This is a genomic window from Nocardioides immobilis (assembly GCF_003515065.1).
GTDB lineage: Bacteria > Actinomycetota > Actinomycetes > Propionibacteriales > Nocardioidaceae > Nocardioides > Nocardioides immobilis.
Window position 1 is genome coordinate 13,945 of the sequence record NZ_QXGH01000009.1, and the last position, 16,731, is coordinate 30,675.

Here is a 16,731-nt window from a genome sequence, read left to right on the forward strand (position 1 = left end):
CTAGGCAGCTTCGACCCGCATGGCCAGCTCGAACTCGGGTCGGCTCAGCGACACACCGAAGACCGGGCCGCCGGGTTCGAGCAGCCGGCCGGCGATCAGGCTGTCCAGCCGGACCGTGTCGTAGCCGATGCGCTCGATGACGCCCGCCACGACGTCCACCCCGACCGGGTCGTCGGACGCGACTCCGAGGGCACGGCGTTCCGGCGAGCCCATCGGTCGTCGCTCGTCTTCGAGCTCGTGGTAGCCGAGGTGGTTGAACGTCTTGACAACCGTCGACCGGACGAGCCGCTGCGAAACGATCTCGCTGCAGCCGTACCGGCGGTCCTCGAACATCTCCTGCACACCATCGATGGGCGGCCAGTAGTTCATCGTGTCGACAACCAGCTTGCCGGCCACCAGGGCGGGGTCGAAGCCGGCGAACCTGTGGAGCGGGATCGCCAGCACCACGATGTCGGCCTCCTTGACGGCATCGGCCGCCCACCGTGGCTCGGCCCCTGGCGCCAGCACCTGTGTTATCAGTGCGATCTTCTCCGGGTCACCAGAGGCCGCGATCGCCACCTGGTAGCCAGCCTCCAGAGCGACCCGCGCGATCACCGGCCCGACGTGGCCCGAACCCAGAACTGCGATCCGCGGTAACCGGGTACTCGACCAAGACTCGCCAGTCACGACCGACCATCCCCCACACGATCAACCCGAGAATCGGGGTGGAGATGATGCTGCAGCGACTTGAGGATGTCGGCGAGCGCCTCGAACTGCTCGGGTGTCAAGGCGTCGGCGAAATGCTTCTTGATGGCTCTCATGTGGGGCGCGGTCGCTCGCCGGAACACCCTTGCACCGTCTTCGGTGAGCGAGATCTCGGCACCGCGGTTGTCGGTGGAGCAGGCGTCGCGGCAGACCAGACCGCGTGTCTCCATGCGTCCGAGGTGATGTGAGAGCCGACTTCTCTCCCAATCGATACTCGCCGCCAGCTCCGAGGATCGCATCCGCCGGCCACGTGCTTCAGTCAAGGCCAACAGCACCTGATAGTCGGCCGGTGACAGGTTCGACTCCTGTAGCTGCGCGCCCAGGATTCTTCGAAGCTCGTCCGTCGTATCGATGAGGGACCGCCAGATCGCCAGCTCCCCCGCCGACAGGCGCCGCCGCGCGACCGGCTCCGTGGCCACATCGCGATGGCTCATCATCCACACACCTCGTTTCATTGACACGTCAACCATAACACGTATGATTGACATATCAATATTGATGCATCAATTACATCCATGCGGAAGCATTGTCGAACCACTGTTGTTGAAGACTGCGGAGCGACATCACGGACTGGCGAGGAGCAGCACATGGCGACCAATCAAGTCGTACGCAGCACCGAGCGGCTCATCCTCGGGCCCTGGACACTTGAAGATGCGCCCGCCGCCCTGACCATCTTCGGCCGCCCGGAGGTCACGCACTGGCTGACCCCCGCGCTGGAGCCCATCCACGACGCGGACGGGATGCGAGCCGCTCTCGAGCGGTGGGCCGAAGAGGACGCCGAGGCTGACCCTCCCGTTGGTCACTGGTCAGTCAGGCGTCGCGAGGATGACGTGCTGCTCGGGTCGATCACGTTGCGACGGATGCCCCCGTTCCAGCAGGACCTCGAGCTCGCCTGGCAGTTCGCCCCGCATCACTGGGGAAACGGCTACGCCACCGAAGCGGCCCAAGCCGTCGCAGCCTGGGCATTCGAAAACTCGGCACACGAGCTGTTCGCCGTGATGCGGCCAGCCAACGAGCGCGCGGAGAAGCTCGCACGGCGGTTGGGCATGCAATGGGTCGGCGAGACCGACAAGTACTACGACCTGAGACTCCAGGTATTTCGGCTTCGGCCTCCCGAACTCCTCACCTCAAACAACGGATAGTCGTCTCAGGCCCGCACCGCAGGTTCAGGTTTGCGCCGCGCTACCGGTTCCGCTCCGGCTTCTCCCTGGTTGTGAGGGCCGGCTCTTGCGCTATCACCCAGGAGCACCTCGAACCTGCCCCAGGTCTCGTCCACCAGTTCGGGGATGGTCACGCAAAGTAGGTAGCCACTCAATGTGGCATCCGGTGCAGTCTGACCCACGGTTGGCGGCGATCGTGCCAGGAGACTGCGCTTCCATCGATCCCGGCGAATCCCTGCGCTGTGGAGAACTAACCAGCGCGCTGGCAGCCGTTCCGACAGCCCAACGGGCACCTTGCCGCGGCGGATGACCGGATCCCCGGCGCCACTCACCTTCTGTGCGTCGAAGCGCGTCATAGCCGCCTCTGCACGTCCAGTCGCGACTTCCTCACGAGTCGCCGGCCGGCCCCACCGATACCCGAGCCACCAACCGTCGCGGCATTAATGCACTCAGCATGCCTCTGTTGTCGCCCGCCAAGGTTGCAAAAGGGGATGGGCACGATCCCTGGCCGAATTGACCGCGCCGGATCACGCGCTCCACCTGGTCATGCTGTCACCAGATCATGCAGCAGGCCCTTGGCTCGTCCCGGTGGAGCAGAGCGGGATCTGTGCCGACGACCATCGCGCTGTTCCATACCGTGCGCGAGGCAGTGTCCGGCGCGGCCGGCCGCAGTGGTCCGTCTTCGAGTCCGGCGCCTAGCACTGTGTCCCGAAGGATGCCGTCTGCCCTCGTCAGCGATGGGCCGCTGCCGGGACGTCGGGACTTTCTCAGGCGCCGCATTCGCGTTGGAGTTGGGCGGCCGAGCTCGGTCGTGTCAGGACGTCGACCCGGATTCGGACCCTGTCAGCGATCTGGCTGCCGAACATGAGCGGGCGCCCGTCGACCGTCAGGTTCGTATTGGGGGGAACGGCAAACCTGGCCCGCACGGCGTGTCCCGGTTCTCCTCGTTCGACCGTCCAGAAGCTAGCCGTGTCGGCGCCGTCCGGCGCCTCGATCCCAGCGCTGTGGATCCCGTCGAGGTAGATTCCGAACGGGTGGGCGAGGCTGACTGCGCGTCCCAGATGGACGGTGTCATTGATGATGTCGGCGATCTGCGGGTCGCTGTTGCGCCGGGGATCGCCGAGCTGGCCGCATTCGACGAGTTCGCGCCGATCTTCGACTCGGTGGCCGTCACGGAAGCGTTGGATCGTGGAGTCCGCAACGAGCTTGATCGCCGCCAGCAGCGTGTTGCTGCCTTGGCGCAGGTGAGTGATGCCGGGGCTGTCGCTGCCGTTCCACGGGTTGTCCCGCAAGTACTGGTCGCCCTGGATGAGATCGCGCTCGGTGACATCGGCTGACACCAGGTCCTGGTACAGGGACACCAGCGATGCGGCGTCGGTTTCGGCGAGGTGCGCCCAGTACTCGGGCATCTCGGTGGTGAAGACGACCGCGGTGATCCGTTCACTGGAATCACGTTCGACGTGCCATTCGCAGTACTCGTCCTGTTCGTCTCGACTGGAGTCGGCGATCCGCCAGCGAGTGGACATCCCGAGCGGCATCAGGCGAGCAGGGAATGCGCTCCACACGACCGATGCCGGCGTCGATGTGGCGACACTGCCGTCGGTGGGATCGAAGTAGTGCGGGAACCTCGAGGCGAACTCCGATGCCTGGACTGCCATGAAGTCCGACCATCCCTGTCTGCCTTGGAGTTAGAGGTCGCGCAGGCGCCCGGGGGCCTCGAAGGCAACGTCCTCTGCATCGACGCTCACGAAAGGTCCTCCTCTTCGGGGACGACTTCGGCTTGCGGGGTCATCCGCAGCGGCATCGCCGCTTGGGCCGGTGTCGGGAACAGCAGGGCGCTCTCGGCGATCGGCATCGTCTTGACGTGTTCACGTCGGGCGTCTGCGAGCCGGAATACCGCGGTAACGCCGTCCTGGCCGGCGAGTGCGCCCTGGAGTGCGCTGTAGTACTCGGACAGGGCTTGATCCATGGTTGGGGCGAAGTCGTCGCCGAGCTGCCACCAGCGCGCGAACTCGGCTTCCGGAGAGTCGTCGCTGGTGGCGTTGGGGCTGGTGGCGATGGCCTGGCCAACCGCGGTGCTGTAGGTCTCCCCCGAGCCGTCAAAGGGGACTCGTGAGATGTGCACGAGCAGGGCTCGTCGTCGGTTCGAGAACACCGGATTGGGGAAGTCGACCATCAGCAGGCAGGCCACCAGCCGCCGGGTGAGAAGGCCCGCTTCGAGCGCCTGGCCGATGGTGACCACGTCTTCATTCGCGCGCTCGGGGACGACGAAGGCGAAGTGGGTGTCGCCGGCTTGACGGAAAGAGTCCTCGTCAGCGAGGTGGACTCCGTTCGCGGTGAGCGATCCCGCATACAGCGGCGCGTCGACCGCGAGCGCCGGCGGGCGCACCAACCCGACCTGCTCGAGGAGGTCGGCATCAACGAAGAACGTCCCGGGAAGGTCGACCTGAACAGCGGGCCGCACCGCGTCCGCGCCGCGCGTGAAGCTCGAGACGAGGTTGACCGTCAACGTGTCCACGAGTTGCTCGAGCATGCGGCCTGGGGTCTCCTCAGATTGGCCCGCGAGGATCTGCTCGACCCTGGTCCTCGTCCACCGCCGAATCAGCGGGCGCGCCGCCCGCTCCTCCAGCGTGTACGCCCCGCCCGGTTCCAGCCTGGCCACCCAGGGATGATTCTCAAGGCCTTGGGCGGCCAACACGCTGGACCTGACGGTCGCGAACGGCGAGTGCCAGTGCACCCACGGGCTCTTGAACTCCTTGAAGAGGAAGTGGCCGTTGCGGTGGCTTTCGAACGGGCCGTGATTGCGTGATGCTCCGACGAGCGCGTGGCGCGAGTTGCCGGCGAACACCCAGGCGGTGGTGCCGGGCATAGTCCGGTAGAAGTTAAAGCCGCCTCGCAGGTCGTCCCATGCCATCACTTCAACCATGCCTTGGTGGTCGGCGGTCGTGGACGGGATCGTGGGACGGGCGGCGGTCGGCAGGGCGGCGAGCAGGAGCGTGTTCATGGGCCTGTCGTAGCGGCGTCGACGCGACCACCAGCGGCGGGGCTCAGTCTCGACCGCAATGGCACGACCAGCCAGAGCCTTGGTCACATAAGGCTGACAAACGGGAGCTCGCCGCCGCTCGGGCAATCCCCGGAGGGGGCCAACCGCACCACATGAGGACGCCGCCCGATCGCTACGCCCGGGCTCAGGTGCCGCGTGATTTGAACCGTTGAAGCGCCCACCACAGCTCGAACGCGCGGTAGGGGTCGCGCGGATCGATGTCGGTGAGCTCGATGAAACGGCCGAGCCGGTAGCGCACGGTGTTCTGGTGGACGAACATCGCGTTCGCGGTCTGCTCGACGCGCTGGCCGGTCTCGAGGTGCCGCTCCAGCGTCTCACGCAGCATCGCAGCCGATGAGCCCGTGCCCAGCGGCTCGAGATACCGCCGGACCAGGCGGTCGCCGAGGTCAGGTTCCGCGACGACGGCCGGGAGAAGGCCGAGCCCGTCCAGGTCGTGCACACCGGTTAGGCCGAACGCGACCGCCGTCTCCAGTGCGCGCGTCGCCTGCCGGAAGGACTCCGGCAGTTGCTCGAGGGGTACCGAGTCTCCGAGACCGACGGTCAAGCCCTCGATCTCTGCCGGTTTCATTCGTACGGCGCCAGCGATATCCCCCTCGATCGACGCGACAAGCGTCGCCCGCGCCAGCCACGGCTCGTGAACGACCGAGGACGTCCGACTTCTGAACGCGACGTGCTCCACCCGAGGATCAAGGCCGAAGAGCGTCGCCTCGTCTGCGATCTCGGTGTGTTCGACGGTTCCCAGCAACAACGCTCGGACGAAGTCAGCTCGCTGCTGGTGCTCGCGGCCGGCTCGGGCCAGCTCGACCTCCTGGTGTCCGCCCGTGTACGCGCGGATCGCGACGTCGAAGGTGTCGAGGAGCTCGTTAGTGAGAGTGAGTAGGAGCGCATCCGGGACGCCTTCGGTGCGCGCCACGGTCGCCAGCTCGTCGAGGATCTCCCGAGACGACATCCGCCAAACGCCGAGCACCTCGTCGAGCGGGATGCCCATCTCCGCGCGCCCGCGGCCGTACGCTCGGTAGTCGGCGAGCTCGGCCGAGGTGGGGCACCTTCCATCGCTGAGCGCCGCGAGCAACAGCTCGAGGATGACGCCGGCGCCCGGGGCCAGCTCGTCCGCGCTGAAGCGTAGGTAGCCGGCGAACTCGGTCCTGGCCCTGGCCACGATCCGGGCCAGGAGTGCCTGGCGCCGAGCCAGGACGCCGCGCATCAGCCGCTGTCGTGAATCGGCGACGCCACTTCGTGAGGACACAGGTGGAGCCTAGGCCGTTGACTTGTAGACATCTACAAGTGATGGCCGCCACTCCTAGCGGAGGCTCCATGTCCATCCCCAGCCGCCACGACGATCCTTGTCGTTGTCTCCGAATCAGACGAGGTGGTAGCCGATGTACCTGACGCAAGGCCTGCACCGGGCCGTCCAGCAGAGCCCCGACGCGCTGATGACTGTGTGCGGCGATCGCAAGCGAACCTTCGGCGAAGCCGCGGACCGAGTGGCCCGGCTCGCCGGCGCGTTCCGCGGCCTCGGGGTCGCCGAAGGCGATCGCGTCGCGATGCTCGCGCTCAACTCTGACCGATACTCCGAGTACCTCCTCGCCACGCCCTGGGCGAACGCGGTCCTCAACCCGGTCAACGTGCGCTGGAGTCCCGCCGAGATCGCCTACTCGTTCGACGACTCCCAGACCTCTCTGCTCCTGGTCGACGACACGTTCGCCCCGATGATCCCTACGATCTGCGAGGCGTACCCAGGTCTCAAGGCGGTGGTCCACTGCGGCGACGGACCGACTCCCGAAGGGACGTTCTCCTACGAGCAGCTGATCGCGGATTCCGACCCGATCCCTGACGCCCGGCGGAGCGGCGACGAGCTGGCCGGCTTGTTCTACACCGGCGGAACGACTGGCTTCCCCAAGGGCGTGATGCTCACCCACACCAACCTGATCACGTCGGCCCTGGGCGCGACGGCTAGCGGCTACGTGTTCCGTCCGGGCGGTACGTACCTGCACGCTGCACCCATGTTCCACCTCGCCGATCTCGCCGGCTGGACTGCTCAGCTCATGCTCGGCGGCGTGCACGTGATGGTTCCGTCCTTCGAGCCCGTCGCGGTCATGAAGGCGATCCAGGACCACGGCGTGACCGATGCCTTGCTCGTACCCGTGATGATCCAGATGCTCGTCGACCATCCCCAGGTCGATGACCACGACCTGTCCAGCCTCGAGCGCGTCCTGTTCGGCGCATCGCCCATGGCGGAGGCGGTCCTCGAGCGAGCCATGCGGGCCCTTCCGCAGGCCGACTTCACACAGGCATTCGGCATGACGGAGCTCGCACCGATCGCAACACTGCTCGGCCCCGACGACCACCGCGCAGGCGCCCGGCTCCGATCCGCCGGCCGTGCGGCTCCGCACACAGAGGTGCGCATCATCGACGCAGATGACAACGAGGTCCCTCGCGGCACTGTCGGGGAGATCGCCGTCCTCGGCGGCAACGTCATGCGCGGCTACTGGAACAAGCCCGAAGAGAGCGCCGCAGCCCTGCGCGGGGGCTGGATGCACACCGGCGACGGTGCGTACATGGATGACGACGGGTACGTCTTCATCGTCGACCGGCTCAAGGACATGATCGTCAGCGGCGGCGAGAACGTGTACTCGGCCGAGGTGGAGAACGCGATCGCGAGCCACCCGTCCGTCGCCTCGTGCGCCGTGATCGGGGTGCCCGATGACGAGTGGGGCGAGCGCGTGCACGCGGTCATCGTGCTCAGGCCCGGGAGCACCGTGACGCTGGGACAGCTCCGCGAGCACACGAAGTCGCGCATCGCCTCCTACAAGGCACCGCGCAGCGTCGAGTTCATCGACGCGCTCCCCGTCTCCGGGGCGGGGAAGGTCCTCAAGCGAGAGCTGCGCACGAAGCACTGGGCCGACGCCGACCGATCAGTGAACTGAGCGCCGCCGCGATCGAAGGAAACGAGGAAGACATGGGCACCACCCACGAGACCACGACCCTGGCCACGGAGGACGGCGTCAAGATCCACGTCTACACGTGGGCCGTCAACCGACCGCGCGGCGTGGTGCAGGTCACGCACGGCATGGGCGAGCACGCACTCCGCTACACCGAGCTCGCGGCAACCCTGAACAGCGAAGGCTGGACGGTCGTCGCCCAGGACCACCGAGGCCACGGCGCCAGCGCCGCCACGCCCGACGCGCTGGGACAGATCGGCGCAGACGGGTGGGCGGCGCTCGTGGGCGACATCTCGGCGGTACGGCGCTACGCGGCCGATGCCGCGCCCGGCAAACCAGTCGTGCTGTTCGGGCACAGCATGGGCTCCTTCGCAGTCCAGCAGTTCCTTCCCGACTGCAGTGACGACATCGACGGCGTCGTGCTCACGGGCACGGCAGCGCTAGACCTCCTTGAACCGGCCCTTGATCTCGAGGCCGACCTGGACCTCGCGATGTTCAACGCCCCGTTCGCACCGGCACGAACGGCCTTCGACTGGCTGTCCCGTGACGAGGAGCGCGTGGACCAGTACGTGACTGACCCGCTCACCGGGTTCGGACTCGACGTGCCGGGGACGAAGGGGCTCTTCGCCGGCGCACGCCGGCTTGCCGACCCGGACGCGTTGTCGGGATTGCGACACGACCTCCCCGTGCTGGTTGCGGTCGGAGACGCCGACCCGGTGAACGCCGGACTTGCGCTCGCGCACCCGCTCATCGAGCGCTACATCGCTGCCGGCCTGACCGACGTCGACCTCAAGGTTTACAACGGAGCCCGGCACGAGCTGACGAACGAGATCAACAGGGACGAGTTCATGTCCGACCTCCTCGCGTGGTTGGACACGCGCTTCCCTGCGTGAGCGCTGGGCTGGTGCCTGGTTCGCGATGCCATTCGCGATTCCCCCACTTCGGACGACGAGTCCCCTCCCGCATGGGGACGCGCCTGCCCGCCGCTGCCCGCCATCATCAACAGACCCATTGGAAGGTGGTGTCGGATGTCGATCGAGCCCCTGCTCGACGCGATCCGTAGCGGTCCGCAGGGCCCGAAGGTCGGGGCATTCTTTGACTTCGACGGCACCCTGATCGACGGCTACTCCGCAACCGCGGTCTTCGCGCACCGGCTCAAGAACCTCGAGCTGAGCTTGGGTGAAGTCATCGAGACCGCGAAGCTGATGAGCGGCGGAACACTCTCCGAGTCGCAGTTCGTCGAGGTCGTCACTCGCGGCGTGTCAGGCTGGGCCGGTCGCGCGGTCGAGGAAATGGAGGACCTCGGCGAGCGAATCTTCCGCCAGAGCATTGCCGGGAACCTCTTCCACGACATGTGGCGCGTGGTCAAGGCGCATCAGCGCAGTGGCCACACCGTGGTGATCGCGACCTCGGCCACGCGGCTGCAGGTCGCCCCATTCGCCCGCGAGCTCGGGATCAAGCACATCGTATGCACCGAGCTCGACGAGAAGGACGGACGGCTGACCGGACGCGTCCGCGGTCGCGCCCCCTGGGGCGCCGGGAAGATCGCGTCCGTCGAGGACCTCGCCGACCGCGAGGGAGTCTCCCTCGCCGACTCCTACGGCTACGCGAACGGCAACGAGGACGTGCCGTTCCTTGCCGGGGTCGGGATTCCGTGCGCCGTCAACCCGCAGCCGGACTTGGAGTCCTACGCCGCGAGCCACTCCTGGAGCATCATCCGGCTCGAAGGGCGTCCTGGCCGGCTCGACCCGAAGCCGTTGCTGCGCACCACCGCGATGTACGGCGCGCTGGTCGGCGCGGGCACCGCGGGCATGGTCATGGGAGCGCTGACCGGCCGCCGGCGGCGCTCGATCGACTTCGCCACCGGGGTGTTCTCCCACGTTGCGGCGGCACTCGGGAATATCGATGTGAAGGTCACGGGCGAGCGCCATCTCTGGTCGCACCGGCCTGCGGTCTTCCTCGTCAACCACCAGAGCTCGCTGATCGACGTACTCGTCACTACGACCATCCTGCGCGGCGGGTTCACGGCGGTCGTCAAACGCGAGGTCGCCGACATCCCAGTCATCGGCCAGCTGCTGACCATGGCCGACTTCGCGTTCATCGACCGGTCCGACGGCAGCCAGGCCCTCGATGTCTTCGAAACGGCAAAGGAGCGACTCGCTGACGGAGTATCGATCGCGATCGCGCCCGAGGGAACCCGTTCGTTCTCTCCCGAGGTCGGAGCCTTCAAGAAGGGCGCCTTCCACCTCGCGATGCAGGCCGGGGTGCCCATCGTGCCGATCGTCATCAGGAACGCTGGCGAGCTGATGTGGCGTGATGCCAGGACGGCACGCCCGGGGATCGTGGACGTTGTCGTGCACCCGCCGATCCTCACCGTCGGTTGGGCCAAGGCGGACCTCGACCGGGCCGTGGACGACGTCCACCGGCTGTACAAGGACACGCTCGAGGAGTGGCCTGCCGGGCGCTCGCCGGCCGTAGAAGGGATCCCGTCGTGACTCTGCCGTTCTGGAGCTCCCGTGCATCCGGTTCCTCGCTGGTCTCCTCACTGCTCGAGTCCCCGGACTTCGATGCACAGGTGGACGAGCTCACTGCTTCCCTGCAGCGCGATCGCCGGGCCGTCGCGGGCGAGGTCGCCGAGTGCTACCGCGAGCTATCTGCCACGCATGACCCGCGGTTCGTCGACTCCTGGCACCGTCTGGGCAACTGGATGCTGCGCGGCTACGACCGACTGCTCGACGAGGAGGGACTGGCGGGGCTCCGGGCATTGGATCGCGAGCACTCCCTGGTCTTCCTGGTCTCGCACCGGTCATACCTCGACGAGTGGGCGATCCCGCCGGCGCTTGTCGAGCAGGGCGTCCACCAGCCGTTCGGGTTCGCCGGCGCGAATCTCGACTTCTTCCCGCTCGGTTCGGTGGCCCGGCGCACGGGCATGGTGCACATCCGCCGGAGCACGAGCGACCAGCCGGTCTACAAGTCGGCACTGCGCTCCTTCATGCGTCATCTCGTCGGGAGCCGGTCGAACCTGATCTGGTCGATCGAAGGTGGTCGCACCCGCACCGGCAAGCTCCGGCCGCCCAGGCTCGGGCTGCTCCGGTATGTCGTCGATGCGGTCGACGAGCTCGACTCTGCGAACGTGCTCCTCGTGCCGGTCTCGATCCTCTACGACCAGCTGCCCACCCACGAGATCGGCCTGATGACCGATGAGGCACGCGGCCAGGGCAAGAAGCCGGAGGACCTGAAGTGGTTCCTCGGATATCTCCGCGGACTGCGCACTCGGCTCGGGCGCGTCTACGTCGACTTCGGCGATCCGATCCCCCTCCGATCCAGGCTGGCCGAGCTGCGAACCGAGGGCTCAGCGGAGTCGACGGCAGTCGAGCGGATCGCTGTCGAGGTCTCGCACGGCATCAACATGGCGACCCCGGTCATGCCCACGGCGGCCGTCTGCATCGCCCTCCTGGCGGCCGACCGAGCACTGACCCTCGACGAGGTCCTGACGACCATCGAGCCGCTGGCGGCGTACCTCGAGTCGAGGCGCTGGCCCACGGCGGGGGCAGCCAACCTGACCGATCGCGCGACAGTTCGGCGTGCGCTCCAGGACCTGGTCAAGTCCGGTGTGCTCACCAGCTTCAAGGGTGACACGACGGTCTGGGGCGTCGGCCCTAAGCAACACCTGGTCGCCGCCGTCTACCGCAACAGCGCGATCCACGTGCTGGTCGAGCGGTCCATCCTCGAGCTCGTCCTGCTCCGGGCAGCCGAGGACGGCGCGGATGCTGCGCTCGACCCGCTCGATGACGCGTTCCGGATGCGCGACCTGCTCAAGTTCGAGTTCTTCTTCCCGCCGAGGGAGCAGTTCGCTGCCAACCTGCGTGCCGAGCTGGAGCTGACTGACCCCGAGGCAGGTATCGCCTTCGAGGACCTCGGAGCCACCGACGCCGCTGACCGCCTCACGCGATTCGACGGGTTCACCGCCGCCCCTCTGATGCTCCGCCCATTCATCGACGCCTACAGCGTGGTCGCACACCAGTTGAGCCAGCTGGGCGAGTCGGGCGACTTCGACGAGGAGCGATTCCTCGACCGCTGCCTAGTCGTGGGCCAGCAATGGGCTCTGCAGCGTGAGATCGCGAGCGAAGAGTCTGCATCGGGCGAGATGTTCATGACCGCTCTCCGCCTGGCTCGCCATCTTGGTCTCGTCGAGTCCGACGCACCCGATCTCGCCGAACGTCGTGCGGCCTTCGAGCGGGAGATCGTCGGGATCCGTGATCGCATCGAGCGGTTGGCCCGGCTCGGATCGCCCGCTCCCCTGACGCCGACCATCAGCCGCCGTCCCATTCCCACGCTGAACGGCGCCTACGCCGCGCGCGATCGCTGACCCGGCATCCACCGAATCGTCAGGAAGGCCCACCATGGACCCCTCCTCAACGTCCGACCAGCACGTCTCTTGGGGCGGGCCACAGCAGATGAGTGCCTGGGACGCAATCATGTGGCGCGCCGAGGGCGACCCACGTACGACGTCGACGGGCATTTTGGTGGAACTGCTGGACTCCGAGCCCGACTGGACGCGCTTCATGGCCGCGCACCGCCGAGCTGTCGCCCGGATCCCGCGGCTCGGCGAGCGGGTGGTGGAGCCGCCTTTGCCGATCGTGCAGCCCGCCTGGTCCACCGACTCGCACTTCGACCTGAGCCATCACGTCCGTCGCGTCTACCTCGGCGGATCCGCCACGGACAAGGAGCTGCTGGAGCTCTGCGAGAACCTCCTGACCGAGCCACTCGACCGAAGACGGCCACCCTGGAGCGCGACCCTGGTGGGTGGGATGGCGAACGGCCGGGCCGCGTACGTCTTCAAGTGCCACCACAGCCTCACCGACGGAATGGGCCTGGTGCAGCTGCTGGGCCTGACACACGGCCACACAACGGACCCCGCCGAGGGCCCGGCCACGGGTGACCCAGCTGTCAGGCCGGCGGTCACTCCGGCACAGCTCCTCGTGCGCAGCGTTGCCAACGGAGCCGCTCATTCCCCCTCTGTCGCCTTGTCGGCGGTCGGTAGCGCTCGGCGCGTGCTCAGTGACCCGCGGAGCCGCGCCGGGAGCGCCCTCGCCTACGGTCGCTCCCTGATGCGCGTCTTCGGTGCGATGCCGCCGCGCTCGCCGCTGCTGGCAGGGAGCGGGCGCGAGAACCGGCTGCTCATCCTCGACCTCGCGCTCGAGGACCTCCGGGACGCTGGCCGGGCCGCCGGAGGATCGGTCAACGACGCGTACGTCGCAGCGGTGCTGGGCGGGCTGCGCTTCTATCACGAGCGGTACGGCGTACAGGTCGACCGCATCCCGATCGCGATGCCGGTCAGCCTCCGATCATCCGACGACCCCGGGGGCGGCAACCGATTCACGGGTGTCCGGCTCTCTGCCCCTGTGTCGGAGAGCGACCCGGCCGCAAGGATCCGGATGATCGGCGAGCTCGTGCGCGACGTTCGAAAAGAACCTGCCATCACCTGTCTCGACACCGTCTCGAAGGCGCTGAGCCGGCTGCCCAACGCCGCCATCATCGAGCTGACCGCACGGGCAACGGCGGTCGCGGACCTGCAGATCTCGAACATCCCCGGGCTGCGACGGCCCACCTACCTCGCGGGCGCCCGGGTCGTCGGCACCTATGTGTTCGGCCCGCGGCCCGGCGTCGCGGCGATGGTCACGATGATGACCCACGAGGGCCACTGCTTCATCGGCCTCAACGTCGATGCCCAGGCCTTCCCGCGCATCGAGATCCTGGGAGAGTGCCTCGAATCGGGGTTCCGTGAAGTTCTCGACCTTGGGCAACGGGCGGAGGCGGACCAATGACACAACGGCTGCAACTCCTGCCGCCCGAGCTCGACCTCCAGATCGTCTCGGCAGAGGACGCGGCGTACGAGTTCTACGGGCTGGGCCGTACGGGCAAGCAGATCACCATCCGCACGAGTGCCGGCGAGGTGGACGTTCGGGTCTCCGTCTTCGGCGATGCAACCAACTACAACCCCGTGCTACTGCTGCACGGCATCGGATCCGCCCAGGTTCTGGCCGCTCCGCTCATGACCTTCCTCGGTGGCCGCCAGGTCGTCGCCCTCGACTGGCCCGGGCATGGTCTCTCGGGGCCTTGCGTGCTGGCGCCGACCCATGACATGCGGTCTCACGCAAGCTCAGTGGTCGAGGCCGTGCTCGACGCGCTCGACCTCCCCGTGGTCGATCTGGTGGGCCACTCGATGGGTGCGCAGTTCAGCCTTTACGCCGGTCTCGACCTGGGGGCGCGGATCCGTCGCTTGGTATTGCTCGGTGCACCTGGTGCGGCCTTCCAGGGGATCCGCCCGCTGACAGCCATGAAGCTGCTCGCGATGCCCCGACTTGGCCCGTTCCTGCTGTCCAGGCCCGTCTCGGACCGTGCCTTCGACCGCTTCAACGAACTGGCGTTGGGACCTGGCGCGCTGGACCGACATGGACCGGTCCGAACCGCACTCCAGCTGCTGGGGTCCCGCACGACCAATTCAAGGTCGCTGGCCAGCTTCTTCTGCGCAATGGTCAAAGCTGGCCAGGTCCGGGAGGGCGTTGCACTCACCGAGCGCGACCTCGGCCGGATTGCCCAGCCCACGTTCCTGGCGTGGGGTGATGAGGACGTGTTCCTTCATCCACTCGAAGCGGCGCGCTCGATCGTCGCGGTGCGCGACTCACATCTCCTGCGAGTGCGGGCCGCAGGGCACGCACCCTGGCTGCAGGCCCAAGACCTGGTCGGCCGCAGCGTGGCCGAGCACCTGAACAGCTGAGCAGCGGTTCAGTAGTCGTAGAAGCCGCGGCCGGTCTTCCGGCCGAGCAGTCCGGCGTCGACCATGCGCGCCAGCAACGGCGGCGGCGCGTACAGCGGTTCCTTGAACTCCTCGTACAGCGAGTCCGCCACCGCCTTGGTCGTGTCGAGACCGATCAGGTCTGCAAGCGCGAGCGGTCCCTGCGGGTGCGCTGCGCCGCGGACCAGGCCCTCGTCGATGTCCCGGGCGGTGGCGAAGCCGGACTCGACCATGCGGATCGCGGAGAGCACGAAAGGGATGAGCAGGGAGTTCACCACGAAGCCCGACCGGTCCTGACAGTCGATCGCGCGCTTGCCCAGGTCGTCGTGGACGAACGTCCGGACGCGTTCGGTTGTCTCCGGTGCGGTCAGCAGACTCGGCACCAGCTCTACCAGCGAGAGCACCGGGACGGGGTTGAAGAAGTGCACGCCGACCACGTGCGACGGTCGGTTGGTTGCCACTGCGAGCTTCATGATCGGGATCGACGAGGTGTTGGACGCCAGGATCGCGTCCGGGTCGTCGACGATCGCATCCAGCTTGCCGAAGAGCTCGACCTTGGCCGCCTCGTCCTCGATGATCGCCTCGATGACCAGTTCCCGGTCAGCGAGCTGGTCGAGGTCCTCGACGACGGAGATCCGCTGCCTTACGTCGGCGGCGCTCACGATCTTGCCGCGTTGCTCGGCCCGCTCGAGCGACCTGCCCAGCCGATCCCGGCCGGCCTCGGCGTAGGCGGGCGAGGACTCGACGACGATCACGTCCATCCCGGCGCGGGCACAGACCTCTGCGATCCCGGCGCCCATGAGGCCACACCCGACGACTCCGATTCGGTTCACTCTTCGGTTCCTTTCCTGGTGCTGCTGTTCGACTGTCGGCGCAGACGCGCCAACCTGTCCGTTGTCACCGCGTGTGGCGGTCGATGCACTCGCGCCAGGTTCGCGGCATGAGGAGCGCGTTGAGGCCAGCGGCGGCGCACGCTGTGGTTGCTTGCGCGATGCTGAGGACCCCGGTAACGGTGTGCGCGGCGGCCGTGGTGGTCTCTTCGACCTTCTTCTTGACCCTTGCCAGCGGCTCGTGCTCGGTCGGCGGCGGGTCCTGCGGCGAGTCGGGAGATTCGTCCGGGTGGTCCGGTGCCGGCTGTGTCGGCTGCGCGGGGCCGCTGTCGCCGTGGCTGAAGTTGTGGGCGCGGTCCTCCGGCGACGAGCGCTCCACCGGTCCGGCGTGATCGTCAGCGGAAAGGGTCATCGAGGGGGTGACACTGTTCGGCGCTTCCGCGTAGTCGCCGTCCTGGTAGCCCGCCATGATCGACAGCACCAGGTCGACGTACTCCTGCGACCGGTTGTAGCGGAGGACCGACCGGCGCAGCCCGTCCCGGGTTGACAGGTCGTCGGGGCCGGAGCACAGGTAGACGGCGGCAGCCAGCGCAGCGTCGTCGACGTCCTGGGGATTCCGCCGCCCGTCGCCGTCGGCATCCACCGCGATCTCGGTCCAGGTGCTGGGGATGATCTGCATCGGCCCGACCGCACGGTCGAAGGCCGGATCGTCATCGACCCTTCCGGCGTCGGTGTCGCTGATCCTGGCTGTGCCGTGCGTGCCGTCCAGTCGGGGGCCACGCACGCCCGGCCGCGAGATCCCGTCGGCATCGACAAGATTCCCACCGGTACGGCCGTGGTTGGACTCGACCCGGCCGACGGCAGCGAGCAGCTGCCATGGGAGCTTGCAGGACTTGTCGGCGAGATTGATCACGGCTTCGGCACGCTGGTACGCCGCGAGCGCCGCGGATGGGATGTCATCGGTCGGTGCCGACGAGACCCCGCGGACCCGACCCCGGCTGGCGGCCTTGTAGCCGAGTCGTGCCGGCACGCTGGTGCTGGCAGGCCGATCCGGCGGCTGATCGGAGATGGGCAGCGCAACCGGGCGGGCATCCTTCTGCTCCGGTTCCGGACTGACCTGGACGACTGCGGTGGTCCACGTGACTGAGAGGGCGAGCACGCCGGCCAGGGCTACGCCTCTGCTGATCGGCCC

Annotated in this window: 14 protein-coding genes; 7 read left to right on the plus strand and 7 right to left on the minus strand. The window is 67.6% G+C overall.

Translation table 11 applies throughout. The features are described from left to right. Both D0Z08_RS01035 and D0Z08_RS01040 read right to left on the minus strand, forming a co-directional pair. Positions 1-666: an NADPH-dependent F420 reductase gene (locus tag D0Z08_RS01035; protein ID WP_118921794.1), complete on the minus strand. Its 666-nt coding sequence runs from the start codon at positions 664-666 to the stop codon at positions 1-3. Beyond that, positions 663-1,181: a MarR family winged helix-turn-helix transcriptional regulator gene (locus D0Z08_RS01040; RefSeq protein WP_118922682.1), complete on the minus strand. Its 519-nt coding sequence runs from the start codon at positions 1,179-1,181 to the stop codon at positions 663-665. Before D0Z08_RS01040 ends, D0Z08_RS01035 begins: the two co-directional genes overlap by 4 nt. Positions 1,182-1,259: 78 nt before the next feature. Here D0Z08_RS01040 and D0Z08_RS01045 point away from each other — a divergent pair, with 78 nt between their 5' ends. Beyond that, positions 1,260-1,886 carry a GNAT family N-acetyltransferase gene (locus tag D0Z08_RS01045; RefSeq protein ID WP_245993471.1) on the plus strand — a complete coding sequence of 209 codons (627 nt, stop codon included), beginning with the start codon at positions 1,260-1,262 and terminating at the stop codon, positions 1,884-1,886. Between the two features lie 785 nt (positions 1,887-2,671). On the opposite strand, the gene D0Z08_RS01050 is transcribed toward D0Z08_RS01045, so the two are convergent. The 3 genes from D0Z08_RS01050 to D0Z08_RS01060 all read right to left on the minus strand — a co-directional run bounded on the left by D0Z08_RS01050 (position 2,672) and on the right by D0Z08_RS01060 (position 6,214). Then, positions 2,672-3,562 (minus strand): hypothetical protein, encoded by an 891-nt coding sequence (locus tag D0Z08_RS01050; RefSeq protein WP_118921798.1) that lies wholly within the window; start codon positions 3,560-3,562, stop codon positions 2,672-2,674. Between the two features lie 86 nt (positions 3,563-3,648). Continuing rightward, positions 3,649-4,908, minus strand: coding sequence for a hypothetical protein (locus D0Z08_RS01055; RefSeq protein WP_118921800.1), 1,260 nt, complete (start codon positions 4,906-4,908; stop codon positions 3,649-3,651). A 184-nt stretch (positions 4,909-5,092) separates the two neighbouring features. Next, entirely contained in the window at positions 5,093-6,214 is a 1,122-nt protein-coding gene (locus D0Z08_RS01060) for a PucR family transcriptional regulator (RefSeq protein WP_147381280.1), read from the minus strand. 133 nt (positions 6,215-6,347) lie between these two features. Between D0Z08_RS01060 and D0Z08_RS01065 the strand changes: the two genes are divergently transcribed. The 6 genes from D0Z08_RS01065 to D0Z08_RS01090 all read left to right on the plus strand — a co-directional run bounded on the left by D0Z08_RS01065 (position 6,348) and on the right by D0Z08_RS01090 (position 14,691). Further along, entirely contained in the window at positions 6,348-7,895 is a 1,548-nt protein-coding gene (locus D0Z08_RS01065) for an acyl-CoA synthetase (protein ID WP_118921804.1), read from the plus strand. A gap of 32 nt (positions 7,896-7,927) precedes the next feature. Next, on the plus strand, positions 7,928-8,803 hold the full coding sequence (locus tag D0Z08_RS01070) for an alpha/beta fold hydrolase (RefSeq protein WP_118921806.1): 876 nt from the start codon (positions 7,928-7,930) through the stop codon (positions 8,801-8,803). 135 nt (positions 8,804-8,938) lie between these two features. Then, on the plus strand, positions 8,939-10,405 hold the full coding sequence (locus D0Z08_RS01075) for an HAD-IB family hydrolase (RefSeq protein WP_118921808.1): 1,467 nt from the start codon (positions 8,939-8,941) through the stop codon (positions 10,403-10,405). Further along, positions 10,402-12,279 carry a 1-acyl-sn-glycerol-3-phosphate acyltransferase gene (locus D0Z08_RS01080; protein ID WP_118921810.1) on the plus strand — a complete coding sequence of 626 codons (1,878 nt, stop codon included), beginning with the start codon at positions 10,402-10,404 and terminating at the stop codon, positions 12,277-12,279. Before D0Z08_RS01075 ends, D0Z08_RS01080 begins: the two co-directional genes overlap by 4 nt. Positions 12,280-12,313: 34 nt before the next feature. Further along, the gene (locus D0Z08_RS01085; protein ID WP_118921812.1) at positions 12,314-13,738 is read left to right on the plus strand and encodes a wax ester/triacylglycerol synthase domain-containing protein; all 1,425 of its coding nucleotides are present in this window, start codon (positions 12,314-12,316) and stop codon (positions 13,736-13,738) included. Further along, positions 13,735-14,691 (plus strand): alpha/beta fold hydrolase, encoded by a 957-nt coding sequence (locus D0Z08_RS01090; protein ID WP_118921814.1) that lies wholly within the window; start codon positions 13,735-13,737, stop codon positions 14,689-14,691. The genes D0Z08_RS01085 and D0Z08_RS01090 overlap by 4 nt, the downstream gene beginning before the upstream one ends. Positions 14,692-14,699: 8 nt before the next feature. Here the strand turns inward: D0Z08_RS01090 and D0Z08_RS01095 are convergent, their stop codons facing one another. Next, positions 14,700-15,542 carry a 3-hydroxybutyryl-CoA dehydrogenase gene (locus tag D0Z08_RS01095; RefSeq protein ID WP_118921815.1) on the minus strand — a complete coding sequence of 281 codons (843 nt, stop codon included), beginning with the start codon at positions 15,540-15,542 and terminating at the stop codon, positions 14,700-14,702. A 64-nt stretch (positions 15,543-15,606) separates the two neighbouring features. Further along, entirely contained in the window at positions 15,607-16,698 is a 1,092-nt protein-coding gene (locus D0Z08_RS01100; RefSeq protein ID WP_245993473.1) for a lytic murein transglycosylase, read from the minus strand. Positions 16,699-16,731: the final 33 nt, after the last annotated feature.

What these genes read in the sequence shown, in the direction of transcription:
- D0Z08_RS01065 (WP_118921804.1), top strand. Translation starts at nt 6,348, where the DNA reads ATGTACCTGACGCAAGGCCTGCACCGGGCCGTCCAGCAGAGCCCCGAC.
- D0Z08_RS01090 (WP_118921814.1), top strand. Translation starts at nt 13,735, where the DNA reads ATGACACAACGGCTGCAACTCCTGCCGCCCGAGCTCGACCTCCAGATC.
- D0Z08_RS01085 (WP_118921812.1), top strand. Translation starts at nt 12,314, where the DNA reads ATGGACCCCTCCTCAACGTCCGACCAGCACGTCTCTTGGGGCGGGCCA.
- D0Z08_RS01045 (WP_245993471.1), top strand. Translation starts at nt 1,260, where the DNA reads ATGCGGAAGCATTGTCGAACCACTGTTGTTGAAGACTGCGGAGCGACA.
- D0Z08_RS01070 (WP_118921806.1), top strand. Translation starts at nt 7,928, where the DNA reads ATGGGCACCACCCACGAGACCACGACCCTGGCCACGGAGGACGGCGTC.
- D0Z08_RS01075 (WP_118921808.1), top strand. Translation starts at nt 8,939, where the DNA reads ATGTCGATCGAGCCCCTGCTCGACGCGATCCGTAGCGGTCCGCAGGGC.
- D0Z08_RS01040 (WP_118922682.1), bottom strand. Translation starts at nt 1,181, where the DNA reads ATGATGAGCCATCGCGATGTGGCCACGGAGCCGGTCGCGCGGCGGCGC.
- D0Z08_RS01055 (WP_118921800.1), bottom strand. Translation starts at nt 4,908, where the DNA reads ATGAACACGCTCCTGCTCGCCGCCCTGCCGACCGCCGCCCGTCCCACG.
- D0Z08_RS01050 (WP_118921798.1), bottom strand. Translation starts at nt 3,562, where the DNA reads ATGGCAGTCCAGGCATCGGAGTTCGCCTCGAGGTTCCCGCACTACTTC.